The 24755-nt window shown below is 51.9% G+C and carries 22 protein-coding genes; 14 read left to right on the top strand and 8 right to left on the bottom strand.

The genetic code is table 11. From position 1 onward, the window contains the following. Positions 1-189: 189 nt before the first annotated feature. Positions 190-807: a hypothetical protein gene (locus JMI88_RS35855; protein WP_201366840.1), complete on the top strand. Its 618-nt coding sequence runs from the start codon at positions 190-192 to the stop codon at positions 805-807. A 38-nt stretch (positions 808-845) separates the two neighbouring features. Here the strand turns inward: JMI88_RS35855 and JMI88_RS35850 are convergent, their stop codons facing one another. From JMI88_RS35850 to JMI88_RS35840, 3 genes are all read right to left on the bottom strand, one after another. Beyond that, a complete protein-coding gene (locus JMI88_RS35850; protein ID WP_373323997.1) occupies positions 846-1568 on the bottom strand; it encodes an SDR family oxidoreductase in 723 nt (240 codons plus the stop codon). A 119-nt stretch (positions 1569-1687) separates the two neighbouring features. Beyond that, the gene (locus JMI88_RS35845; RefSeq protein ID WP_201366838.1) at positions 1688-2464 is read right to left on the bottom strand and encodes a hypothetical protein; all 777 of its coding nucleotides are present in this window, start codon (positions 2462-2464) and stop codon (positions 1688-1690) included. 65 nt (positions 2465-2529) lie between these two features. Beyond that, complete coding sequence (locus JMI88_RS35840) at positions 2530-2922, bottom strand: nucleotidyltransferase domain-containing protein (RefSeq protein WP_201366837.1); 393 nt, start codon at positions 2920-2922, stop codon at positions 2530-2532. 125 nt (positions 2923-3047) lie between these two features. Between JMI88_RS35840 and JMI88_RS35835 the strand changes: the two genes are divergently transcribed. Then, positions 3048-3869 (top strand): VOC family protein, encoded by an 822-nt coding sequence (locus JMI88_RS35835; RefSeq protein ID WP_201366836.1) that lies wholly within the window; start codon positions 3048-3050, stop codon positions 3867-3869. Between the two features lie 125 nt (positions 3870-3994). After that, positions 3995-4567, top strand: a complete 573-nt coding sequence (locus JMI88_RS35830) for a hypothetical protein (RefSeq protein WP_201366835.1) — start codon at positions 3995-3997, stop codon at positions 4565-4567. Positions 4568-4823: 256 nt separating this feature from the next. On the opposite strand, the gene ilvD is transcribed toward JMI88_RS35830, so the two are convergent. Beyond that, positions 4824-6503 carry a dihydroxy-acid dehydratase gene (ilvD, locus tag JMI88_RS35825; RefSeq protein ID WP_201366834.1) on the bottom strand — a complete coding sequence of 560 codons (1680 nt, stop codon included), beginning with the start codon at positions 6501-6503 and terminating at the stop codon, positions 4824-4826. Positions 6504-6946: 443 nt separating this feature from the next. On the opposite strand from ilvD, the gene JMI88_RS35820 reads away from it, so the two are divergent. Further along, the gene (locus tag JMI88_RS35820) at positions 6947-7465 is read left to right on the top strand and encodes a GNAT family N-acetyltransferase (protein ID WP_201366833.1); all 519 of its coding nucleotides are present in this window, start codon (positions 6947-6949) and stop codon (positions 7463-7465) included. 153 nt (positions 7466-7618) lie between these two features. On the opposite strand, the gene JMI88_RS35815 is transcribed toward JMI88_RS35820, so the two are convergent. After that, entirely contained in the window at positions 7619-9115 is a 1497-nt protein-coding gene (locus JMI88_RS35815; RefSeq protein ID WP_201366832.1) for an MFS transporter, read from the bottom strand. 215 nt (positions 9116-9330) lie between these two features. Here JMI88_RS35815 and JMI88_RS35810 point away from each other — a divergent pair, with 215 nt between their 5' ends. From JMI88_RS35810 to JMI88_RS35800, 3 genes are all read left to right on the top strand, one after another. Continuing rightward, positions 9331-9537 carry a hypothetical protein gene (locus JMI88_RS35810; protein ID WP_201366831.1) on the top strand — a complete coding sequence of 69 codons (207 nt, stop codon included), beginning with the start codon at positions 9331-9333 and terminating at the stop codon, positions 9535-9537. A 212-nt stretch (positions 9538-9749) separates the two neighbouring features. Further along, entirely contained in the window at positions 9750-10622 is an 873-nt protein-coding gene (locus JMI88_RS35805) for an aldo/keto reductase (protein WP_201366830.1), read from the top strand. A gap of 261 nt (positions 10623-10883) precedes the next feature. Then, positions 10884-11522 (top strand): hypothetical protein, encoded by a 639-nt coding sequence (locus tag JMI88_RS35800; RefSeq protein ID WP_201366829.1) that lies wholly within the window; start codon positions 10884-10886, stop codon positions 11520-11522. Positions 11523-11638: 116 nt separating this feature from the next. Here the strand turns inward: JMI88_RS35800 and rho are convergent, their stop codons facing one another. Further along, entirely contained in the window at positions 11639-12979 is a 1341-nt protein-coding gene (gene rho / locus JMI88_RS35795; RefSeq protein ID WP_236023212.1) for a transcription termination factor Rho, read from the bottom strand. A 389-nt stretch (positions 12980-13368) separates the two neighbouring features. Between rho and JMI88_RS35790 the strand changes: the two genes are divergently transcribed. From JMI88_RS35790 to JMI88_RS35775, 4 genes are all read left to right on the top strand, one after another. After that, entirely contained in the window at positions 13369-13815 is a 447-nt protein-coding gene (locus JMI88_RS35790; protein ID WP_201366828.1) for a hypothetical protein, read from the top strand. A gap of 94 nt (positions 13816-13909) precedes the next feature. Continuing rightward, complete coding sequence (locus tag JMI88_RS35785; RefSeq protein ID WP_201366827.1) at positions 13910-15049, top strand: DUF2087 domain-containing protein; 1140 nt, start codon at positions 13910-13912, stop codon at positions 15047-15049. Between the two features lie 665 nt (positions 15050-15714). Beyond that, complete coding sequence (locus tag JMI88_RS35780) at positions 15715-16374, top strand: P-loop nucleotide/nucleoside kinase family protein (protein WP_201366826.1); 660 nt, start codon at positions 15715-15717, stop codon at positions 16372-16374. Between the two features lie 198 nt (positions 16375-16572). Continuing rightward, complete coding sequence (locus JMI88_RS35775) at positions 16573-17214, top strand: GNAT family N-acetyltransferase (protein WP_201366825.1); 642 nt, start codon at positions 16573-16575, stop codon at positions 17212-17214. On the opposite strand, the gene JMI88_RS35770 is transcribed toward JMI88_RS35775, so the two are convergent. Then, positions 17196-18011 (bottom strand): endonuclease/exonuclease/phosphatase family protein, encoded by an 816-nt coding sequence (locus JMI88_RS35770; RefSeq protein WP_201366824.1) that lies wholly within the window; start codon positions 18009-18011, stop codon positions 17196-17198. The two genes, JMI88_RS35775 and JMI88_RS35770, sit on opposite strands and share 19 nt — an antisense overlap. A 75-nt stretch (positions 18012-18086) precedes the next feature. Continuing rightward, positions 18087-18362 (bottom strand): hypothetical protein, encoded by a 276-nt coding sequence (locus JMI88_RS35765; protein ID WP_201366823.1) that lies wholly within the window; start codon positions 18360-18362, stop codon positions 18087-18089. 342 nt (positions 18363-18704) lie between these two features. On the opposite strand from JMI88_RS35765, the gene gad reads away from it, so the two are divergent. The 3 genes from gad to JMI88_RS35750 all read left to right on the top strand — a co-directional run bounded on the left by gad (position 18705) and on the right by JMI88_RS35750 (position 24410). Continuing rightward, complete coding sequence (gene gad / locus JMI88_RS35760) at positions 18705-20135, top strand: glutamate decarboxylase (RefSeq protein ID WP_201366822.1); 1431 nt, start codon at positions 18705-18707, stop codon at positions 20133-20135. A 9-nt stretch (positions 20136-20144) separates the two neighbouring features. Then, positions 20145-21356, top strand: coding sequence for a glycosyltransferase (locus JMI88_RS35755; protein ID WP_201366821.1), 1212 nt, complete (start codon positions 20145-20147; stop codon positions 21354-21356). 786 nt (positions 21357-22142) lie between these two features. Beyond that, positions 22143-24410 carry a protease pro-enzyme activation domain-containing protein gene (locus JMI88_RS35750; protein ID WP_236023211.1) on the top strand — a complete coding sequence of 756 codons (2268 nt, stop codon included), beginning with the start codon at positions 22143-22145 and terminating at the stop codon, positions 24408-24410. The last annotated feature ends 345 nt before the right edge of the window (positions 24411-24755 follow it).

Genomic DNA, 24755 nt, shown 5'->3' with positions numbered 1-24755 from the left:
GCAATGTCTATTTCATCTCGCCATGGAAGAGGCATACTTGCCTCAAACCAGGGTGTTTTTGTGCCGTGAAACTCCAGGAATAATCCAAGCAAGCAAGCGCCCACAAGGAGCGCGCCTACGGGGGTCAAGCGCCCGCAAGGGGCGCACCTACGGGGATGATGATTACCTGCACGACAAAGGAGGAGCGCAATGTCAGCAACCCTTGTGCCTTTAAGCAATACTCGTAGCGCCCTTCGACATAACCCCATCGGGAATGTCCTTGCCTCAATGCACGCACCAAAGGGGCCTCGCACCTCACGGCAGACGCAGACCCGACGTACGGGCAACGTGCTCCCAACCACCAAAACGCAGGAAGGGCGCCAGCCCGTACAGCAGAAGCGCCCACATAGCCACTGGCTGGTATCGCTGGGACTGGGCATGGTACTCATGCTGCTACTGGTATGTGCCTGGCAATTTGTGATCCCGAGCGCGACAAATGTATACAATGATTGGCGCTATGGCCAGCCACGGACCTTTCAGATCGATGCCTTCGTTGGACACGAGACTGTAGCGACCATTCCCAGCCATTTTATCGCCTTGAATCTTAATGGAGATATTCAAGTTATTGAATTGCCGGGAGGAGATCAGAGCAAGGTCCAGCGTTTCCAGGTTACCCAGTTGTCGGGCTCAGCGGCCGCTAGCGTGCCTGTCACACTGCAGTTTGTGGATCCCGCTCACACTCATCATCCCGATATGCTGGTGCATATCCAGGATGCGCAAATCCTGTTGAAGAATGTGAACGGCACCTTTAAGGTGGTGAACAATTGAGGGCCGCGCATGTTCCCGGCATGTTGCGTTACCTTTTATTAATGGATACGTGCCCCGCCATCGCAGTCGATGATACAGCCGGTCATAAAATCGTTCGTGAGCAGCATTTGAATGGTCTGGGCCACATCTTCCGGCTCACCAACACGCTGGACCGGCAGGCTGGCCGCCACCTGCGCAAAATAGCTCTCGCGAGCCTCGGCGGGCAACTTATCCCACCAGGCGGTTCGAATGACTCCCGGCGAAACAGCGTTTACGCGCAATGGCTTGAGCTCCAGAGCCAGGGTAGAAATCATCGCATTTAAAGCACCATTAATGGCGGCCAGCCCGGCCGTTCCAGCCAGCGACGTGCGCGCTGAAGCCGCCGTCACAAAGGTCAACGAACCATCGGCCCGCAATGTATGCAGGCTGGCCTGGGCCGCAGACACGCAGGGCCAGAATTTGGCCGCAAAACCGCGCTGCAGCGCCGCCAGATCCAGCGTCCGAAATTCACCCTGCCCCTCACCGCCGCTCAGGCTCAACACCAGGTGATCCAACGAACCCACCTGCCAGAAGAAGTCCCGCAGTTCCTCGGTCGAGGTTGCATCCACCACGGCACCTGACACATCCAGTTGCCCCACCTGCAACTGCGCCAGGGCTGCATCCACCCGCGCCTGCTGCCGACCCGCAATCGTCACTGAAGCGCCCAACTCAGCCAGCAAGCGAGCCGTCATCAGGCCAATGCCCGAAGAGCCTCCAATAATAACCACACGCTGCTTCGCTATATTCACAACTGCCTCCTGTTACAAATAAAGCATCCACAATACATCGTTCTTCCTTGTACACGACTGAAACAGCCATGTGGTCAAGCTCATCCTCACCAGGCGAAAGGTCGCAGCCAGGCTTATTTCAAACCGGCCGCCGCGCGCGAAGGATCTTTCTTCCAGACCACAATCGTTATTGGTAGTATCGTCACCAGCAACACAACGCAGGCCAGCAAGGTACCATAATAGAGCAATACATGCAGTGGATCGGTTGGCCAATTCATACTGACCGGCATCAACACCTGACGCGCATAAGTCATAGATAACGTAGACGGTGACGAAGCAAAAACAGGAATGTATACGTTAGCATATGGATCTATCGTGCCATAAGGGCTGGAGCTACCCGGCAAAACTCCATGCAGAAACAAGCCTACCCCAGCCAGCAGGAGCGCCCACTTGATAACTCGATAGGCCGAGCGCTGCGCCCAATCGCGCACCATTTTCTGGCGCTCATCCAGGTAGCGCTCCGGACCAAGCATGGTATCTCCGACCTGGTGGCGCAGAACAATATACAACACAACCAGGCTTACCAATGGGACCAACAAGAATGGCACTGGATATAACCTGGCCATATTCATTAACCAGATTATAGGCGCTCCCCAGGCTGGTGAAGCGGATATAAAAGCCACATGGACCGTGTGATTTATCGTGAACGCCGATACCATCGTCTGATTACTGCTTGTCTGATAAACCACTCCTGCTGGATAACTTACACCCAACCAGCTTAAGAACATCTGGCGTACATTATCAAACAGGCTACCAGTTAAAACCATCGAGAGCGCTGAGAGGCAAAAATTGAGGTAGAAAGCCAGCACTAATAGGCGCCGCCGCCACAGGGAAGGCGGACGTGGCATCACTTCATCAGGTCCATCATAGACATCTCTATCTGTTGGCTCATGCCAAAGCTCCTTCTAAAAACGTTCTATAGTTGAAGAATCCACCACGTCACCGCGTTTTGATCTCCATAGCGGGCCGGGGTAAAAACGCCGTTCTGAAAATGCGGGTAGGGCTCAACCTCCTGGCGCGCCTTGCCGAGCGCCTGCAGCGGCATATATGCGACCTCCAACCGTCGGGCCAGCGGCTGCTCCTGCAGCAACGACCGATGCGCTTCCGCCAGGGTCTCCAGATCCGCCGCACTCCATTCCTTCACGGTCAGAACAACAATATCAATATCACTGGTCAGTTCTTCAAAGGCACCCAGAGCTATAGAGCCGCAGACATACAGGCCATAGATATGATCCTGCACCTGTTCCAAAGCTTGTAGATATAATTCCAACAAAGGCTGTAAAGTCTGAGGTATAGCAACATGATCCATTTATGTATATCTCACTTTCAGAGGAGGTATTCAGACGCTCCAAAATATGCTATACTATTGTTACATACTGATAATAAGTAAGTGAGCAATAAAAGCGACAACTCAAACATTGGAGCATACAGCACATGGCTATCATCAACACACAAACACAACAACAAGATGCGCAGGTTGCCAGCTGGCCTTTGCGGCGCGTAGGCTTGCGCGTACAAAACATGCAGCGCAGTATTGATTATTATCAACGTCTGGGCCTATCCGTAGTAAGAGACGAACGAGATGCGGAAGGGAATGGCAGCGTTGGACTTGGAGCAGGAAACAACGAGGTCCTGCAATTACGCATACTGGCAGGTGGTCGCCCACGTCCACGCCAGACAGCCGGGTTGTTCCATTTCGCTCTCCTGGTACCTGACGAGCCGGAACTGGGCTCATTCTTGCGCCATGTCCTTGACCGCAACAACAATGTCCCGCTGGGCGGTGCCTCCGACCACCTGGTCAGCCAGGCCCTCTACCTGACCGATCCAGAAGGGAATGGCATTGAGGTCTATGTTGATCGGCCACGCGAGCAATGGCCAACTCGGGACGGCAAGGTCGCGATGGACACGATCCCCCTGGATGCCCCCTATCTACTGAAGCAGGCCCATGAGTTCAAAGGATTCTCCAACGGCCTGCGCCTGGGCCACATGCACCTGAACGTGAGCGATCTCGACCAGACCTTTGCGTTCTATAAAGAGCACTTTGGTATGGAGCGCATGCTCGGCATCGAGCAACAAGCCTACTTCCTCTCCTGGGACGGCTATCACCATCACCTGGGCACCAATCTATGGGCTGGCCGCAACGTGCGCCCGGTCGAGCCAGATATGTACGGCATCGACTTCTATGAAATCAAGCGTCCAGGCCTGGAACCCGCTACAATCCAGGATCCCAACGGAGTCACCATCATCATTAGCTAAACCATCCCATCCCCGTGGGTGTAGTTGCACCTACGGGGAATATATGTGTTATACTTCATCTATATCCCTCTTCATCGAACTCGCATCTATGACATACTCATCTCATCTATTGTGAGAGGACACCTATGCAGCAATCATATTATCAGAGTTATACCCGACGTGAACGCAGCAGGGCCTTTCCCGCCGGTTTTATCCTGGCTCTGATCGCGGGCCTGATCATTTTTGGTATCGGTTTCTGGACAAACTTTCGGAACAATGTTACTTATAACACCTGGCTTGAGCTGGTGCTCCTATTTGCCTTTATTGGCACACCATTTCTGGCAGGACTGATCGGTACTCTCAGCACCAGCCGCATCGATACGGGCATCGCCGCTGGAGCCTGGAACGGCTTTTTTGTGGGGATATTCATGGGGATATATATCTTTCTGGTCCTGGAAAATAATGTTCCCATCAACATTTCACCCGAGATGATCAAACAGGTACAGGATTTTCTGGCCCACGGAGGTGTCCAGATTTCAGTACAAACTCTACAGATTGGCAATAGCTATCCAACCAGCTATACAGGCATCATGCAAGTGGATCTACTGTTGCTGGTGCCATGGCTCGGCCTGGGGGCGATTCTTGGGCTGTTGGGAGCCCTGATCGGCAAGATTTTCGCGCCCCATCCACAAAAACATATCCGACCGGCCAGATACTAAAATTCAAACAGGAGCGCTTCATTGGTGATGAAGCGCCTCTTGCCAGGTTTGCTTAGAGTGGATCTGAAAGCCATACGTTTCGCGCCTTCGGCCCCTGACGCTACGCACCTTCGGTGCTTAAAATACCTTTTTATATGAAGATGCCAGCCCTGCGCATTGCGCAGGGCTGGCATCTTCATATAAAAACAGCTCGGGCGCGCATGCGCCCGCCTGTATGGGGGCGTTGTCGCCCTCACCAGGAAGGTCGGACACACTCTTAGATTTCTGGGACGGATAGGACGGCACCCGTGTTAGCCGATGTAACAAGGGAAGAATAGCGGCGCAGCCATGAGCTCTTGACGCGTCCTTTGACATGCGTAACTTCGCTCAAGCGCTGCTCGATCTGCTCGGGCGTGAGTTGCACTTCCAGGCGACGCTCAGCCAGGTCGATATGGATCATATCACCATCCACCAGGGCGGCAATGGGACCATTAGCGGCCGCCTCGGGAGAGACGTGGCCGATACAAGCACCGCGTGTACCACCGGAGAAGCGTCCATCCGTGATTAGCGCGACTTTTTCACCCAGGCCCATGCCCATGATATTGGCGGTCGGCGCCAGCATCTCCTGCATGCCAGGTCCGCCACGCGGTCCCTCATAGCGAATAACGACGACATCGCCCTCTTTCACCTGCTTGTTAAGGATACCGGCGCTGGCCTCTTCCTGCGAATTATAGATGCGGGCGGGGCCCGTATGCTTCATCATAGCCGGAGCGACGGCCGCTACCTTGACCACCGCACCTTCGGGCGCCAGGTTGCCGAAAAGGATGGCCAGGCCACCCTGCTCACTATAAGCCTCCTCAATCGGATGGATGACTTCCTTATCCAGTACCTCGGCCTCGGCGATATTCTCACCCAGGGTACGCAGTGTAACGGTTGGACGCTCCAGATTGAGGGAGCCTTCCTTACGCGACAGCTCTTTGAGGATGGCACCAATGCCGCCTGCGCGATCCACATCCTCCATATGCCATTTGCCAGCCGGGCTGACCTTACACAGATGCGGGGTACGCTCCGCCACCTGGTTGATGCGCTCCAGCGAATAATCGATGCCTCCCTCGCGGGCCAGGGCCAGCGTATGCAGCACCGTATTGGTTGAACCGCCCATCGCCATATCCAGCGCAAAGGCATTATCAATGCTATCCACATTCACAATCTGCCGTGGCGTCACATTAGCCTTGACCAGTTCCAGAATCTGCCGACCGGCCGCGCGCGCCAGATCACGCCGCTCCTCGGAAGTTGCCAGCTTCGAGCCATTGCCCGGCAAGGCCAGGCCCAGCGCCTCCATCAGACAGTTCATCGAATTGGCGGTAAACATACCCGAGCACGAGCCACACGACGGACAGCTCAACTGTTCTAATTCCAGCAACTGAGCCTCATTAATCTTACCCGCCTGGTATGCGCCAACACCTTCAAAGATCGTAATCAAGTCGGAGCTACGGCCATCAGGCAACTTACCGGCCGCCATCGGACCACCACTAACAAAAATAGTAGGGATATCCAGGCGCATCGCAGCCATTAACATACCGGGCACAATCTTATCGCAGTTTGGGATACATACCATACCATCAAAGCGATGTGCCTCAATCACGGTCTCAACACAGTCAGCAATCAATTCACGGCTAGGAAGGGAATACTTCATACCGATATGACCCATAGCGATGCCATCATCTACGCCAATCGTATTAAACTCGAACGGCACCCCACCAGCGGCCCGAATAGCATCCTTCACAAGCTTACCGAAAGCCTGTAAGTGCACATGGCCCGGAACGACATCGATGTAGGAATTGCAAACGGCAATAAACGGCTTTTTGAAATCATCTTCACCTACGACACCGGTTGCACGCAGCAGTCCCCGGTGAGGAGCGCGCTCGAAGCCGAGCTTGATCTGATCTGAACGCATTGCGCCTCCTTAAGGCAGGTAGGAGTTCGTTCCCACCCAGCAAATTGCATTAAAGCTTTCTTTATAAGCAATCGTGAACGTGATATGTCTCCCCTACGGTTGTCACATTGAGGGGAAGTCTGGCACCATCCACGTTGATGGTCTGCGTCTTACTTTCTTGTTATACTAACACACGATCCCCCAAAAGATACCAGTAGGACTCAAGTATAACACAGTTGCCCCCTCGACTCACCACCTCGAACGAACGATTCCGGCCAACGGCAGAAAAACGGTTATTTAAACTATAGGAAGGTGTATCATTTTACCGTACCAGCGCTTGTCAACCAACCATACAGCAAAATGTTTGTCACAATCATATCAGGCGCATATAATGAAGAGGTGAGGTGAAAAGATTGGATGGGGGCAGAGAACTTCGTTTTTATAGTATTTCTTGTGAGGATAGTATGATTATTTTAGAGACGGAACATTTGCAGTTCCGGCCCTTGACGCTGGATGACCTGGACGATATGACCGCACTCTATACCGACCCCGAAGTCACACGATTCCTGGGCGGCCCACGCAGTCGGGACGAGGTACAACGTGTGCTGAAGGGCTATATCCGCGAATACCAGATCTACGGGCACTCATTTTTTGCAACCATCCGTAAAAGCGACCAGAGCTTTATTGGACATTGCGGCCTGCTGAAGCAGGAGGTCCAGGGACAGGAAGAGATTGAGCTGGCCTATGTGCTGGCCCGTCCATATTGGCAGAACAATCTGGCACTAGAGGGAACCGAGGCCTTAAAGAATTACGGCTTCCAACAATTAGGCTTCCAGCGCATTATTTCATTGATTCCACCCGATAACACCGTTTCAATCCATATCGCGGAGAAGATCGGCATGCATTATGAGCGCGATGTCGATCAGTGGGGCCAGCACTTCCGCCTCTATGGGATCAATCAGCCCACGCCCGGCAAGGCTTAACTCGATCAGCGAGAACGTATGATCCTTTCTACCAGGTGCCGGGCAAAATAAGCAGCCCGGGCTCAGAACTGTTCATCAAAGCACAAAGCAAACGCCTGTCCGAAGCAGAGCTAACCCTGTCTGATCCGGGCAGGCGTTTTGTCGCAGCACGAGCTATAACTTGACGTTATCGCATTCGATTTCCTGGCCATGAACAGCATAGGCGTCAAGAGGCCATGCGGTTATTCCAGCCTCCTCCGGCGCCACAATAATGGTGCGTTCGCGCATCACAAAGATAGAGATCCCCAGTGCCAACAGCACAAAAACCAGGCAGGCCCAGATTGCCATATGGAATCCCAATGCCAGCGCCTCAGCAGTGCCCACGCCCCCGGACTGCAGGAACGCCGTCTGCGCTGTAGAAATAGAAGTGACAACCGCCAGCACAATACTTGAACCGACCTGCTGGCTGGTATTCAGCAAGCCAGAGGCCAAACCCTGTTCTTCATTACGTACACCATTCGTGGCCGCAATCGTAATGGCGGGAAAAACAAAACCCATGCCCAGGCTTACGACCAGCATACCTGGCAAGATGGCATTCCAGTAGGTCGCCGTCGCCGAGAGTAATAGAAACAACAACTCTCCGCAGCCAACTACCACAATGCTACAGACCAGCAATACCTTAAGACTCATATGCGAAAACATATGCGAAGCAACATTAGACAGGATCAACAAAACTCCCGCCATTGGCAAAAAGGCCAGCCCGGTCTGAATCGCCGAATAGTCGAGCACCCGCTGCATAAAAAGAGTCAGAATAAAAATAATCGCTCCAAAAGTCCCCGGAAGCAAAAAACCAACTAGATTTCCCCCGGTCAGCACACGCAGACGAAAAATATTCAGGCGCACCAGTGGGTCCTGAGCACGGAGCTCAACCCAGACAAAGGCCAGTAGCAAGAGCACAGCCAGCAGCAGTAGGCCCCAGGTGTTCCAGGATAGCCAGCCCAGCTCATTGCCGCGAGCCAGCGTATACACCAGCAACACAATACTCACTGTCACCGTCAGCGCACCCAGGATATCCAGCTTCGGTCGTTGCTCTTGAAGCTGGCTTTCAGGAATAAAAAATGGCGTCAAGACACAGGCCAACAAGCCAACCGGCACATTGACAAACATCACCCAGCGCCATCCCGGACCCGCCGTCAGGAGTCCTCCCAGGATCGCGCCGACCGCAAAGCCGGTCGAGGCCACGGCTCCCATCACCCCCAATGCTTTATTGCGCTCTTGTCCCTCGGCAAAAGTTGATGCCACCAGCGACAATGCGGTAGGCGCCACTACCGAGGCCCCCAGACCCTGCACGGCACGGGCAGCAATCAGCCAGAGGCCAGAATGAGCCAGGCCGCCCACCAATGAAGCCAGTGAGAAAACCAGTAACCCTGCAAGAAACAGCTTGCGGCGTCCAAAGAGGTCAGAGGCCCGCCCACCCAATAAGAGAAAACCACCAAAAGTCAGAGAATAAGCACTCACCACCCATTGTAGATTCTGCGTAGACATGCCCAGATCTTTTTGCATTGAAGGCAACGCCACATTCACAATCGAAAAATCCAATACCACCATAAATTGTGCCATACATAATAATGCCAGCACGAAACCACGATGAGCCAATCTTTTTTTAGACAAAAACATGTTAATCCTCAAAATACTAACCAGGCTCGAATATAAAGCAGAGTTTAATTATAGGTGACAGCAACCAAAAATTGGTGTCTAAAATTGTCATGTTGATGTCTAAAATTGTCACAATACCAAAAATTAGTGTCTGGAAGTGTCACAAATGGGAGGGGAAAACAGACTATATATATGGGGTAATTTTTATTTATAGCGTGAGGACGAACAACATGTCCACAACAACAAATATTCGCAATAATAACAACACACGTGTGAGTGAAGAGAAGCAGGATCAGAAAAAAAGCCACGCGCAGATTCAGCAACTGCTACCGCAGGGACTTTTGCCACTCGATGATGAGCAGATAAACAAGCTCCTTGCCCTCGTAGCAGTCGAAAATCATAAGATTCTACGCCTCTCCTTGCTCGAAAACCTCTAGCAGATTGGCTGGCAATGATTTCTCTGTACCACCGGGTAACTTGCATACACATACTCTAGTGCCGATAGTGCATTGATAGACAATGCAAACTTTTCATTCATAGCCATCAACATATTAGAGCAGACAGAAACGGATCGCCCAACCGGAGCGTGAAGATGGCAAAGAAAGGTGTCGCATCATAGCCCATCAGCACAGCATATGGAGTAGTAATAATGCAACAGACAAATCATCTACCAGCCAGCGCCAGTGGTTCGTTTGTGATTGGCGACGACCTGCGCGTCTATCGGTTGGGCTTTGGAGCCATGAGGCTTACTGGCAAAGGCATCTGGGGGCCCCCACCCGATAAACAGGAAGCTCTGGCCGTGCTACGCCGGGCCCTGGAGCTAGGCATCAACCTGATCGATACCGCCGATTCCTACGGGCCAGAAGTTAGCGAGTTGCTGATCGCGGAGGCCCTCTATCCCTATCCCGGCCACCTGGTCATCGCCACCAAAGGTGGATATGTGCGCACGGGACCCGACCAATGGCAGCCAAACGGACGCCCGGAGCACCTGCGCGCAGCGCTGGAGGGCAGCCTGAAACGCTTACGCCTGCAACGCATCGACCTCTATCAGTTCCATACCCCTGATCCTATGGTTCCCTTTGAAGATTCCGTTGGCGCACTGGTCCAGCTCAAAAACGAGGGCAAAATTCGCCATATCGGACTCTCCAATGTCAATCCACAGCAGCTAGAGCAGGCCCGCAAGCTCACACCCATCGTTACCGTCCAGAATCGCTACAACCTGACCGATCGCGCATCTGAAGACATGGTTGACATCTGCCTGCGAGAAAACATTGGCTTTATTCCCTGGTATCCGCTGGCCACCGGAGACCTGAGCCGCGACCAGGGACACCTGGCACAGATCGCCGCCAGACACAACGCCACTCCAGGTCAGATCGCTCTGACCTGGCTGCTCAGGCGCTCCTGCTCTATGTTACCTATCCCGGGTACAAGTTCGGTCAAGCACCTCGAAGAGAATACCAGGGCCGCCGAAATTCAACTTACGGATGAGGAATTTCAGGCCATTTCCCAGGCTTTCCATTAACAAGTTCATTTGTTTCGAGTCATAATGAGAGGGACGTAGATACACAAGCGAGAAATGTATCTGCGTCCCTCTCATTATTTCTAGTAAAAACCATCCTCATATATACCCCTTCTTACTCGTTACTTAGCAACAACTAATACCGCTAAATCACCATATATCTATTCATGTATATTTTACCAACAACCGATGGTATGAGAGAGAGTACTGTCCTTTCTCATTGTTAGATCAGTCAATAAAAAGGCTCATATAATGAAAAAGCATATGACTACAAATCGCTGGCAGCGACACTCATTTCTGGCCCGCGTCCTTGTTATGGCCTTGATGATCAGCCTGACAGCAGGCACAATGTCTCTGTTAAGTGTGCAGACAACTGAAGCCTCCACAGGGCACATTAGGCCACCTAAACCCGCTTTTCAGTTTAGTATGATTCCATCACCCAATATCAATCAGTGCCTTCCAGAAGCAAGCGGTTTTGTCAGTATTACGCGTGGTGCTCAAAATGACATCATGCAAGTCAGTGTCAGAGGGCTCGTTCCTGATACTGGCTATGACCTGTTTGTGATTGAAATACCCAACAAGCCGTTTGGAGTCGCCTGGTATCAGAGCGATCTGGAAACCGATCACGACGGCAAAGGCAGTGTAACTGTCCAAGGCATCTTCAATCGCGAGACCTTCTCGATTTCCACCGGAGGCCCAACGGTAACCTTCGGTGCCACCCACCAGTTCCATCTGGGACTATGGTTCAATGATCCTCAGGTCCCATTCGATCAGGGCTGTGAGCCCGGACAAACGTCGCCGATCGTCACTCCCTTCAACGGCGAGCAACACGCAGGTATCCAGGTCCTCAACACAGCCAATTTCCCAGATGCACAGGGACCACTCTCCTTCGTCAATCCATAGCCGAAACACATGCAGGTCAAGCTGACCGAACAGCACAAAGGACAGGACTAGAAAGATCACTTTCTGTCTCTGTCCTTTTCCTGCTTAGTATCCATCCTGGCGACCAGGTAAACATATTACATAACACGCTTGCTCAGGGTGGCCAGAAACTCTCGATTGCTTTTTGTCTTAGCTAATTGCTGGATAAAGGCCTCCATCGCATCCTGTCCCTGTTGATCGGACAGTTGAGCGAACATACGGCGCATAGTGACTACAGCCTGATAGGTTGGCTGATCATAGAGCAATTCCTCACGTCGGGTACCAGAGAGCGCGATATCGATCGCCGGGAAGAGTCGGCGTTCGGCCAGCTTGCGGCTCAAGACCAGCTCCATGTTGCCAGTTCCTTTCAACTCTTCGTAGATCACATCATCCATACGGCTCCCGGTTTCGATCAGGGCCGTCGCGATCACCGTCAGGCTGCCGCCTTCTTCCAGCTTACGGGCAGCGCCAAAGAAGCGCTTCGGCATAATCATGGCACTGGGGTCCAGACCACCAGATAGGCTACGGCCGCTCGCTTCCACCGTCAGGTTATAGGCTCGTGATAGGCGGGTCAGGCTATCCAGCAGAACCACCACATCTTTACCCTCCTCAACCAGGCGCTTGGCGCGCTCCAGCACCATCTCGGCCAGGTGCGTATGCACATAGGCGGGCTCATCAAACGTTGAGCTGATCACTTCCCCATTGACGAGCCGTTGCATGTCAGTGACCTCTTCTGGCCGCTCACCAATCAAAGTGATCAGCAGATGGACGTTGGGGTAGTTGCTGGAAATAGCATTGGCAATCGACATCAAGAGCATCGTCTTACCAGCCTTGGGAGGCGCTACAATCAAGCCACGCTGACCACGTCCCATTGGAGAGACCAGATTGATCAAGCGACCAGACAAATTGGCGGCATCGCTTTCCAGGTCAAACATTTGCTGTGGAAAAATCGGCGTCAGAGCATCAAAGCGCGGACGGAGGCCTATCGCGTCCGCGGAACGTCCATTGATCTGCTCTACACGCAACAAACCACCATACTGCTCACGATCCTTAGGTGGGCGCACCTGGCCTGAGACCAGATCCCCCTGTCGCAAGTTAAAGCGGCGAATCTGTGAATGTGACACATAGATATCCTTAGGGCCCGGCAAATAGCGGTCCGAGCGCAAAAAGCCATAGCCATCCTCAACGATATCCAGCACACCAGTTCCAGGCACAGCCAGTTCCTGGTCAGAGACAGCCGTCGGTTGACGCACATCTACCGGCTGTTGCCTGGTGGTCGATCGATCAAAAGATCCTGTATTCGAATGTACAAATGAGCGAAACGCATGCTGGCGATCATCGGAACCAGGTATCGCATGCGTATTCATAATTGAATGGGTATTTTTCATAGGGTTGAGAGTAACGATCCCGGCTAATGGATCGTACCTTTCTCCTTTCACTGAAATGTATCTCTTATAGAAGAAAAGCAGGGAGTAAAATGGGTAAGATAGGTGGCGTCTCTTTTCCAGTAAGATAGCATCATACAGGTCCCTGCACGTTCAGGTCACGGTATGAGGCGGCATAAATAGTGGGAGTAAATCGGAAATAACTTATCCATAAGATCAACTGAGCTTGTTCAGAATAGCGAGTGGATAGGAAAAATTCGCATTTCACTATTACAAACAAGACCGGTGGACATGATATTCCCACTTCACACCACACATTTTGTTTTCAGACAGAGCGCCCATTGTTACTTCATATCACCATTGATCGTCACAATAATCTTCCAGCGACAGGAATTTTTAAATCTAGCGATCCAGTGATCTTTATTATATGAAAGGAAACACACATGAAAGATCAGATCTATACAGCAGAGAAATTGCAGGCGACCGCGCGAGAAAATGCTGTTGCCTTCGCGCTACTATCGCTGGCCTATCTCAAGAAACAAGGACAATCTCCCGAGGACTTCGTGGCGATGGCCGGGAATCGCCTGGCGCAAAGCTGGCAGGCTCTCGGAGACTCTGGTACTATCGACTTCGCCCAGGCCATCACCCTGAATATCACCTCCCTGGGAGGCAAGCTACAGACACTGGATGGAGATGACCAGCGAGCCGAAGCGGTTTTTCACGACTGGATCTCGCACGAGCAGGCCAACGCTTTTGGCCTCTCCCAGGAAGACGGAGATGCCTGGTGGAGTGTTTTCGAGCCAATCGCCACCTCAATGAGCTATAGCTACAGCTGGAAGCTCGATGGCGACACCATCAAAATTTACCTGGCGCGCGCTCAGCAGGCATAAATTCACCTCTAAATCCAGGCACCCATAATATACGAAACGGAATGAGCCAAACTTCCCATCGTATCTGCACAACCTGAGCGAGCTGAACGCATATGTGCTACGCAAACGCGTGCTGGAGCCGCTGCGCCGCCGTTTCTCACATCGTACGGCGGCCTCGCCTCCGCACACAAAATATCTAATCACCGATGTCGACACATATCTGGATAGCGTGCGCAAAACATACGGCGAAGATACCTTTGAGCCAGAGCTGCAGCGCCAGGCCCACCAGCTTCTACAAAATCCCCAGGAGCTCCAGCGCACAATCCTTACCCATCTAGAAATGGTGTGGCAAACGACGTTCGCGCATGAATGGAAGCTCGTCCAGAACATGTTATGCTGGCAAAGCGAAATGTTTACCAACAGCTTGCGGCAGGAGGATACGCTGGAAGAGACGATCTATGAATTCACCGGTCGCCAGTTGCCCACAGAGATCTCGCTAGCAGTCGCTGGCGCCGAAGAGATCATCCTGATCCCTTCGCGGCATACGGGCCGGCGCATCACAGTCTGGAGGGGAGCTGAGTGGATTGAGGGCGAATGGGGAGGTAAGGAGGTCGCACGCATCTTCTTTAGCGAGCCGCCCAACTACGACGTGGCGCAGCAGCGCAGCACGATCATGACGCGCGCAGAGATCCAGGCCCGGCTAGCCACCCTGGCGGACGAAACACGTCTGAGCATTATCGAATTGCTTACGCAACGGAGCGAGTTGCAGGCCCAGGAAATCATTGCCGCCCTGGATCTCAGCCAATCCAGCATCTCGCGCCACCTCAAACAACTGGTCGGCATGAAGTATCTCTACGAGCGCCGTGGTGAAGGAGCCAATAAGACCTATCGCCTCAGCTCATACTACCTGGCGCGTACTGCGCAAGCCGTTCAACAGCTCTCCGAAGAAGGAGGTACGCAACAACCAGACCAGCAATCAGAGGCCGCTTACAGTCAGGCGCTCAGACGCTTCATAGATCGCTCAGGACGGCTCACCACGTGGCCTCCAGCCAGGCAAGGAGACAAGTTGCTCATCCTGGAACACCTGGCCAGTTTCTTTGAAAAAGGATGCATGTACAGCGAAAAAGAAGTCAATGCCCTGCTGCTACAGCACACCACCATCAAAGATCCGGCCGCCCTCCGCCGAGGTTTATATGAGTATCGCTTCATGAACCGCAAGCCCGATGGCTCCCAATACTGGCTCATAGGGGATTAAATAGCCCTGGATATGATCCTCAGCAGCCGCTGAGGATCATATCTGCTTTTTGTTGTATCTGACAATATATCCAACTATAATAAAAAAAGAGAACAGCTGGCAGCAAGCTCTTCATCAATGTCTTGATGACATTATATTGGTGTTTCCGCATATTGGTGTTTCCGCCTGGATGCCGTCACGCAACGCCTTCTTTACCTGGATAACATTATGCACACCCAAACATATCGCGAGATGACCGCTGTTATCGAACAATTTCGCGACTCGCTTCCCACCAAGAAGGCATGGATTGACCTTCCCATGTAATTATGTTAAATACATTACGAAATAAACCAAGCCATCGAAAGCAACCAGAAACACGATTCGTAGGTGCTGGGCTTGCCCCAGCTTGCCCCACCGTTTGTGGGGCCCTGTGTCCTCGCCGCTCGGTATCTCGTGACATCACGTCTGCCCACGCGGTGCCCAAAAGCGGACCTTCCTTTTGGGCACCGCGTGGGCAGACGTGATGGTAAAAAGCGGAGCCACATCGTAGGGACACAGGGCCGCCACGCTGCGGCGGGCAGCAAGCGGCCGTTGAAGGCCGCACCTACGGGTTTCGTCTTTCTTGTTGCTTTCTCTTATCATCTTCGTCTAAATAAAATAATATGGCCGAAGAAAGGATTCTGAGCATGCCGAGAGTTTGTCCTGAGTGTGGCGCGTGGTGTGAGGAAGAGCCGATCGATTTTACGGTTCCTGCCGTTATTTGTCCCCACTGTCAGTATGGGGAGCCGTTTTTGCGCCTGCCATTGTTTATTATTACGGGCGCGAGCGGTGCGGGGAAAACGACGCTGGGCCGCCATCTGCCAGCCCGGCTACCTGAATGCGTAACGCTTGACACAGATATTTTGTGGGGGGTGCTGCCAGCTACCGCCGAAAAGAATTATACGGACTACCAGGACCGCTGGCTCCATCTGGCGAAGCATATCGCGCAGAATGGGCGCCCGGTCGTTCTCTGCGGCACCACGATGCCAGAGCGTATCATGGCCAGCCCAGAACATCGCTATTTCTCAGCCATCCATATCCTGGCCCTGGTTTGTGATGATGATATGCTAATCCAGCGGCTCAAACAGCGTCCCGCCTGGCGCGGCTGTGATAACGAAGAAACACAGAACACGATGGTAAAGTTTAATCGCTGGCATAAAGAGCAGGCCGCACAAACGCAGCCGCCAATGACGCTTTATGACACGACCACCGCCACGCTGGAACAGACACTCGCAGATACGCGGCAATGGATATACGAAAGGCTACCTGTGTCTGCGCCTCATCAGGATAAATCCAATATCCCATAAAATACATATTTTTCTACCTAAGCATCATGCTCATGTTCCCATAGTAAATATCACCTGCTAGTCCTGTTAACGTAGCTAAAGCTGGCGGTGATTCGTATACAAGGAATATATAAAGTTGCATTTGTCCCGGTATCTACTGTATAGACACACAATGGAATAGTCCTGCACAGCCACTGCTAGAGAGAAAAACGAGTATCTATGCAAATACGCATCCCTGGTTTACACGTCGATTTACGAGATTGGCAATTAGCAGATCTAGAGCAATATCGGTCCTGGATGACCCCCAAGCAACGCTGGAAAGAACTGGACGGCCCCTATTATCCACTGCCGCCGGCGGAGGCTGTGGAGGCCCAGGTAGCGCACATGCGTATGCAGATCGAAAACAATAGCTACCCTACTATTCGTTCGGTGCTGGTCATCAGCGACCGGAACACGGACAACTTCCTGGGTATTGTCTCCTGGAACTGGGAAAGCGAGGAGACGCACTGGCCAACGGTTGGCATCGTTATTTTTGATCCTGCTTACTGGAATCAAGGTCTGGGATTTGAAGCGTTGGGACTATGGAGCGACTATCTCTTCTATGCGCTCCCGACAATCGCACGCCTCGACCTGCGCACGTGGTCCGGCAACAAAGGTATGATGAGGCTGGCCGAAAAACTGGGCTATCAACTGGAGGCCCGCTTCCGCAAGGCCCGCACATTCAATGGTACTTATTACGACGGCCTCGGCTATGGTATCCTGCGCGAAGAATGGGCAGCCCGTTATCCCAGAGGCATGGCCAATTATCTACAGGAACAACTCCGCAAAGCGCCTGACACCTCTTACAGGCCCGCTAGCTGAGCAACAACTGGATAATGGTCGCTCGGATAAACTGGTGGCCGGGCCGTGCGCACAATCTCACAGGTTACAGGGCGAATCTTCTGGGCAGGATCACGCACCAGAATCCAATCCATGCGCAAAATATCATCTCCCCGCGTCTTCCCTGAGGAGGATGGCTTATCCCAATTAAAAGCATGGAAGGTATTTGCCTGCATGTTATCTTCGTGGCCGGTAGCCCGGTAGCTATCGATAAAATCATGCTGCAGCCATAAACGATGGGGAGGCGAATCTGGATCACAGTTAAAATCGCCGGTCACCAGCACAGGTAATATACCATCATGGGTAATAGACTGTAATTTTTGGATAATCAATGCACTCCCGGCCAGCCGAGCATGCGCGGAAATATGATCCAGGTGCGTATTGAGATGAATAAATTCGACACCACTGGCCTGCATTTGAAAATGTATCCAGGTCGCGGTCCGTATGCAGGCCGTCTCCCAGCTGCCAGATAACACTTCCGGCGTTTCGCTGAGCCAGAAACTACCGGAGCGTACCTTTTTCACTACCTCAGGCTTCCAGAAAATAGAGTTATATTGGTGTGGTTCCTCTGCATTAGCTGATGGACCACACTCGCAAGCATACTCTGGAATTTGCTGTTGATAGACCTCCAGATTGCCGGCCTGAACTTCCTGAAAGCCGATTATCGCAGGGTCAGCCTCCTTGATGGTTTGTACGTTTAAGGAGGCCCGCTGCGGCCAGACATTCGGCCCATCTGCATTCACTGCACCACGAATATTAAACGTCATCATCTTTAACATGAAACCGTCTCCTTACATATCAACAATGAGATCAATCAAATGCTATTGCAACACATCCATAGTCAGGCCAGCAAATTACATGCGGGGCGGAGAATTACGTGGAAAGAGACGCTGTCTGAGCGTGCGTGTCAAGGGACTGGTAAGCAGAAGGACAAAAAGCACTATTTCGATTTTCTCCATCAGGCGCGAGAAATCCCCGGCGCAGCCAAGCAACCAGAGCGAGGATTGCCAGAACACCAGAAGCAGGATAATGACCATAAAGAGTAGAATATGCCAGGCCCAGAAGAAGATTTTGCGCCCGGCGGGATTTTCAGCCAACGAAAAACCTGATGCGCCTTTCTGTCCAAACATAGAAAATCCCCTCATTCGAAATCATGCATCTATAAAACTGTAGTTAGCAGTATAACATATAAGCCCAATACCTATATATAACGTCATCAGAACTAAGAGTTATTTGAAGGCTTAAAAAGCTATCACTGTATCCTAACGGCCTTTTCTGAACGTGGTTCACCAGAGAGGGCTCAAAAATATGATCCTACATAACAGGTGAAACATATTGAGCTTATAAACGACGGAAATACCATAGGGCAACGAATTGCCCATAGTCTAAGGCGCGTTCTATAATGCTCACAGGCCAAGATACAGGCGTATACATATATAGAGAAGTACTTTTGTAGGAGTCAGAGGAGAGGTATGCTACATAAAAAAGCGAGCCGTACAACCACAGACGAGTCAGAACAATTATTGAATCCAGTCTATAGCCGCATTCCGCTACATCAGCCCATTCCGCGCAATGAGATGCCCGAAGAAGAAACGTTGCCACAAACAGCCTATCAGCTCGTGAGCGATGAGTTGATTCTGGATGGCAATGCCCGGCAAAATCTGGCCACCTTTGTCACAACCTGGATGGAGCCGGAGGCGCGACAGATCATGGCCGACACCTTCGATAAAAATATGATCGATAAAGACGAGTATCCTCAGACGGCAGAGTTGGAACGCCGCTGTGTCAATATTCTTGCCAACCTCTGGCATGCCAATGATGAACAAGATACGATTGGTTGCTCAACTATCGGGTCCAGCGAAGCCTGCATGCTAGCCGGCATGGCTTTAAAATGGAAATGGCGCGAACGCAGGCGTGCCGCTGGAAAATCAACTGACCGTCCCAACTTGGTGATGGGCATTAACATTCAGATCTGCTGGGAAAAATTCTGTCGCTACTGGGATGTCGAGCCGCGCCTGGTGCCTATGGAGCAAGGGCGCTACCACTTGACCGCTGAAGAAGCCATCAAACTCTGCGACGAAAATACTATTGGTGTAGTGACGATTATGGGAAGTACGATGGATGGTAGCTATGAACCAGTAGAGGCAATCAGCCAGGCATTGGATCGCCTGCAGAGCGAGCAAGGACTGGATATTCCGATACATGTTGATGCCGCCAGTGGAGGCCTGGTCGCACCTTTTATTCAGCCGGATTTAGTGTGGGACTTCCGTGTGCCGCGCGTCAAATCCATCAATGTCTCGGGCCACAAATATGGCCTGGTCTATCCAGGTGTCGGCTGGGTTGTCTGGCGCAATCATAGCGATTTGCCACAGGATCTGATCTTCTCCGTAAATTATCTGGGAGGACAGACCCCCACCTTCGCCCTGAACTTCTCGCGTCCCGGCAGTCAAATTGTGGCCCAGTATTATAATTTCATACGGCTTGGCAAAGTAGGCTATCGGCGTATACAGCAAGCCTGCCAGGATACCGCCCGTTATCTATCAGGAGAAATCGCCCGCATGGGGCCATTCCAGCTGCTCAGCGATGGTAGTGACCTACCGGTGTTTGCCTTTACCTTGAAGGAAGATACCAACTTCACTGTTTTCGATTTATCGCAACGCCTACGGGATCGCGGCTGGATTGTTCCCGCCTATACCTATCCCAAAAATTTGGAGCATCTGGCTGTGATGCGCATCGTGGTCAAAGACGGCTTCAGCCGAGATATGGCGAACATCTTACTTAACGATATGCGCCGCCATTTGAGCTATTACGCAGCACACCCTGAATACAACCATTGCGGCGGGACACCTGGTTTCAGTCACGGTGTCAGTCAGGAAGAAAAGTCAGCAAACAAGGGAAAGTGAGTTACAGCGATGCGTATCATGATTGTTACCGATCAATATCCGCCCATGGTAGGAGGCGTTCCCAACGTGACCCATGGCATGGCCGTTGATTTCATCAAGCGGGGACACCAGGTCTGGGTAGTGGCACCCAGTTATGGGACGCGGGATATCCAACGCATGGAGGAGGGAGTGTACGTTTCACGCTTTTCCTCATTTGAATGGCCGACCTACAAGGATCTGCGCATTCCACTGCTTCCTTTCGCACCAATTCACAAACTACTCAAGCAGATCGATCCTGACATCATTCATGTGCATTCCCCGATCGTACTGGGCAATATCGCCCATATTCTGGCTCCCAGCTTGCACAAACCACTCATCGCCACCAACCACTACCTGCCCAGCAACATGCTCGGCCGTGCGATACTGACCGACCCGGTACTGGGCAAGCCGCTCAGTTCGCTTATTTATTCCTACCTCGTCTACTTCTATAATCGCTGTGCGTATGTCACCTCTCCAACCCAGACCGCCCTGGATCTATTGCGTGAGCACGGCCTGCATGCTCCCTCCAGAGCAATCTCAAATGGTATTGACCTCCACCGCTACACGCCTGGACCAGCCGACCCGGAAACGATACACCGCCTGGGATTGCCAGAGGATCGGCCATTAATTATCCACGTGAATCGCTTAAGCGAAGAAAAACGCATTGATGTGTTGCTGGACGCGATGGCCAAACTCAAAACGCCAGCCCACCTGGCTCTGGTCAGCACAGGTCCAGCCGAGGACGCCCTGCGAGCCCAGGTCGAAAGGCTCCAGATTCAGGATCGAGTTAGTTTCCTGGGTTTTGTACGCAACGCCGACTTGATCCCCTTGCGCCGCTCAGTCCAACTCTTTGTAATTCCTTCCGAAGCCGATCTACAAAGCCTGGCCATGATGGAGGCGATGGCCTGTGGCCTGCCTGTGATCGCCGCCAACTCCTATGCCCTCCCCGAACTGGTACATCACAACCAGAACGGCTTCCTCTTCAAGCCCGGCAACAGTGACGAGATGGCCGCCTATATGGATCAGCTATTGCAGGACGCCAGTTTACAGGAGCGCATGGGAGCGGAGAGCCTGAATATCGTCGCCGCCCACGACAGTAGCAACGTACTGGATCAGTGGGAAGAGCTCTATACGCGCCTGGCTGCTGAGTTTGCAGAGACACAAAAGCTGCGCCAGCGCGTCCATGCCTCAATCACCCAATGAAACCATATTCCAGGCCACAACAAAGCCGCATGACGTACATCCGTACATCGCCCCTTCGGATTGAGGGAGTCCAGCTTTGATTACTGGAATGCCTGACTCAACAGCCCAAGCCAAGATAGCTACATAAGCAAAAGAAACGATTTGCGCATATGCAGCAGAGCTGATAGCTCTGCTGTTTTTTTATGTCTGACACTCTTTTTATTCATTGATGCAGTATTCGCGTTTAACGCGAATACTGCATCAATGAATAAAAAGACCTTTTGAGCGCCGCAGGCGCGTAGTGTCAGGGGCCGAAGGCACGAACATTAAGGCATTAACATATAATACAAGCATAACATGTTATATTAGCTATATAGGTATTAATTTTTTAAATAAATTAAGATTAGAAGAAATAAAATTTTATGAGAAACCACTGATTATTTAACCTGATTTTTATGCATTAACGTTCATTTATTATAATGATTATGCATAAAATGTATAATTATTATATGACAGTCATAACGCGTAGTTACATAATTTTTTTACGTTTAGAGTGAGTAAGCAACAATCAGCATACCGGCTAATGCAGATACTCAGCATTAAATACGGATTTCCTTGACAAGGATGTGCCAGAGGCACCAGGGACTGCTGAATTGTTTTTTTACTTACATCTTAGCCATTGGTTCTCCGGAGGTACACTTGAGAAAAATATTGCGCCAAAAATGGCCACTACGCTTCGCACTCATCACTTGTGCGACACTTCTGGTATTGATTACTCAGAACATAATGGCCAGAAGCTCAATTACGATGGCCGCCCCCCAGAGGGCGCAGATAACGCAGCAGACCATCCCTGGACATGTGATTCCCGCGCTTAATGGTATGATTCCGTTACATCCGACAGCCCAAACCAACATGCTACAGCTAGCAATCAGTCTGAATTTACAGAATCAAGAGGCACTGCAAGCCCTACTGGCCGCGCAGGAAGATCCGTCTTCGCCTTACTATCATCAATACCTGACTCCTCAACAGTTCACTGCGCAGTTTGGGCCCACGCAAAGTACCGTCGATAGTGTGGTCAGCTACTTGCGGAGCCAGAACCTGGTCGTTTCGTCAGTGTCATCTAATCATTTGATCATCGACGCCAGCGGCACGGTTGGAAATGCAGAAAAAGCCTTCAATGTAACGCTTTATGACTATAATTATCATGGCAACACCATCTATGCACCAAGCACAAACCCTTCAGTGCCCGCCTATCTGGCATCGGTCATCCAGAATATTGGTGGACTGAGCAACATTCCACGCATTCATTATGCTAGCATGCAACATAAAGCAGCTGGCGCGCAGCATGCGGTCGGGCCACTTATCGGCCCTGGTGGTGGCTATACGCCGACCGAACTACGTACCGCCTATGGCGTTGATTCTTTAATTAGCAGCGGCAATGACGGCACGGGCCAGACCATCGCCGTCTTTGAATTAGATGGCTATAGCTCCTCAGACATTGACCACTATCGCAGCAACTACGGTCTGGGTACCGGCAGATATACCAATGTGCTGGTAGACGGAGCCACCAACACCCCTGGGAGTGGAGCAATTGAGGTCGAGCTAGACATGGACATCGTCTCCGCCATAGCTCCTGGCGCTACCCAGAGAGTCTACATTGGTCCTAACTCCACAACCGGCGTCAATGATACCTATAACCGCATCGTCACCGACAACCTGGCCAAGGTTACCACGATCAGCTGGGGACTGTGCGAAGCTTCTTCAGGAAACTCCGAGCTGGCCGCGTTGGATACCATTTTCACTCAAGGCGCGGCTCAAGGACAGGCCTTCTTTGCCGCCTCAGGCGACTCAGGGGCCTATGATTGTAATGGTAGCGGAGGCAGCGGCACAACCCTGGCTGTCGACTCTCCGGCCGACGATCCCTATGTGGTTGGGGTTGGTGGCACAAATCTGCAGCTAGGCAGTGGTGGTACTTATGGCAGCGAATCAGCCTGGGGTAATACAAGCAATAATTCTGGCGGCGGCGGCGGCATCAGTTCATACTTCCAACGTCCAGCCTACCAGACAGGCACGAATCTGACCAATGCCAACCGCATGGTACCAGATGTCTCAGCTGATGCCGATCCTCAGACCGGCTACTCTGTCTATTGCAGTACGGGATCCTCCTATTGTTCAGGCTGGTTATCGGTCGGTGGAACCAGTGGGGCAGCTCCCATGTGGGCAAGCACAGCTATTGACATCAACCAGTACCTAGCCTCGCAGGGCAAACCAGTGCTGGGGAACGCCCATCAAGCTTTCTACAACCTCTACAATAATAGCCAGACCTACACGTCCTTCCATGACGTAACCATAGGCAACAACCTGTATTACCAGGCAGGACCAAACTATGATCTGGCCACCGGCCTGGGTACTCCCAACGCCTGGCAGATCGCCAATGATCTCGCCGGAAGTAGTGGTATACCGACACCAACGCCTACTACCACTCCGACTCCTACTGCTACGCCCACACCTACTACTACGCCCACACCTACGCCCACACCAATACCAACCGCCCCTCCGCCTACCGCAACGCCTCCCCCTCCAGGTGGTACGATGCAGTTAGTGGCGAACGGCAGCTTCGAGGACGGCAGCACTCCATGGGTAGAACATTCCGGTGGCGGCTATGAACTGATCACCAGTCTGGCAGCCCATACCGGACGCTATAGTGCATTGCTCTGCAGCTATAACAACTGCAATGATAGCATCTATCAGGTCGTGACGATCCCCAGCAATAGCAACAGGATCATCTTAAGCTATTGGTTGTATAGAGTTACCGCGAAGAGAGGCTACAGCGCCTGCTACGACAAATTCACAGCCGCCTTGCTTACAAGCAGAGGCTATCCTATCCGTGTATTGTCAACCAAGTGCGGTTCTAACTCCCATGGTTGGGTTCAATTTACCTTCGACGTTACTTCAGCCTTGTCAAGCTACCAGGGTCAGCAAGTCATCATTTTCTTCAAAGGTACCACCACTCGCAGCTTACCCAGCAGCTTCCTGGTGGACGATGTAGCAATAACTGACTACTTGAACTCCTGATTTCCTTCACCAGATCAAAATGGCAGGTCGCGTTCAAACGCGACCTGCCTTATCTTTTAGGACTACGATTCTGCCCTCATTCTCCATGTAGCCTACGTCGAAGCTATTATTTAGACACATCATGGAACATAATGAAACACTATGACACACAATGATTCATATTACCTTTGGGCTATTTTTTTATCTCTAAGCTGGCAGGCTGCATAGCATATGCTACACTGAACTTCAACAATATACAGCGCGTGGGCCGAAAGTAATCATTCATATTCGACGGCTCACACATTGCCTAGAAACGAGGACTCAGGCATACGAACCAATAGCGTGTAGAGCAGAGCTTCGTTTTCA

This window comes from Dictyobacter formicarum (assembly GCF_016587435.1).
Note: the sequence above shows the minus strand (reverse complement) of the source record. Positions and strands in the feature narration are given on the sequence as shown.

Excerpts from the sequence above, each read along its gene's own strand:
- JMI88_RS35855 (WP_201366840.1), top strand. The coding sequence starts at position 190 with ATGTCAGCAACCCTTGTGCCTTTAAGCAATACTCGTAGCGCCCTTCGA.
- JMI88_RS35800 (WP_201366829.1), top strand. The coding sequence starts at position 10,884 with ATGACTACAAATCGCTGGCAGCGACACTCATTTCTGGCCCGCGTCCTT.
- JMI88_RS35765 (WP_201366823.1), bottom strand. The coding sequence starts at position 18,362 with ATGTTTGGACAGAAAGGCGCATCAGGTTTTTCGTTGGCTGAAAATCCC.
- JMI88_RS35755 (WP_201366821.1), top strand. The coding sequence starts at position 20,145 with ATGCGTATCATGATTGTTACCGATCAATATCCGCCCATGGTAGGAGGC.
- JMI88_RS35780 (WP_201366826.1), top strand. The coding sequence starts at position 15,715 with ATGCCGAGAGTTTGTCCTGAGTGTGGCGCGTGGTGTGAGGAAGAGCCG.
- JMI88_RS35830 (WP_201366835.1), top strand. The coding sequence starts at position 3,995 with ATGCAGCAATCATATTATCAGAGTTATACCCGACGTGAACGCAGCAGG.
- JMI88_RS35750 (WP_236023211.1), top strand. The coding sequence starts at position 22,143 with ATGGCCGCCCCCCAGAGGGCGCAGATAACGCAGCAGACCATCCCTGGA.
- JMI88_RS35840 (WP_201366837.1), bottom strand. The coding sequence starts at position 2,922 with ATGGATCATGTTGCTATACCTCAGACTTTACAGCCTTTGTTGGAATTA.
- ilvD (WP_201366834.1), bottom strand. The coding sequence starts at position 6,503 with ATGCGTTCAGATCAGATCAAGCTCGGCTTCGAGCGCGCTCCTCACCGG.
- JMI88_RS35820 (WP_201366833.1), top strand. The coding sequence starts at position 6,947 with ATGATTATTTTAGAGACGGAACATTTGCAGTTCCGGCCCTTGACGCTG.
- JMI88_RS35775 (WP_201366825.1), top strand. The coding sequence starts at position 16,573 with ATGCAAATACGCATCCCTGGTTTACACGTCGATTTACGAGATTGGCAA.
- JMI88_RS35810 (WP_201366831.1), top strand. The coding sequence starts at position 9,331 with ATGTCCACAACAACAAATATTCGCAATAATAACAACACACGTGTGAGT.
- JMI88_RS35770 (WP_201366824.1), bottom strand. The coding sequence starts at position 18,011 with ATGTTAAAGATGATGACGTTTAATATTCGTGGTGCAGTGAATGCAGAT.
- JMI88_RS35790 (WP_201366828.1), top strand. The coding sequence starts at position 13,369 with ATGAAAGATCAGATCTATACAGCAGAGAAATTGCAGGCGACCGCGCGA.
- gad (WP_201366822.1), top strand. The coding sequence starts at position 18,705 with ATGCTACATAAAAAAGCGAGCCGTACAACCACAGACGAGTCAGAACAA.
- JMI88_RS35835 (WP_201366836.1), top strand. The coding sequence starts at position 3,048 with ATGGCTATCATCAACACACAAACACAACAACAAGATGCGCAGGTTGCC.
- JMI88_RS35805 (WP_201366830.1), top strand. The coding sequence starts at position 9,750 with ATGCAACAGACAAATCATCTACCAGCCAGCGCCAGTGGTTCGTTTGTG.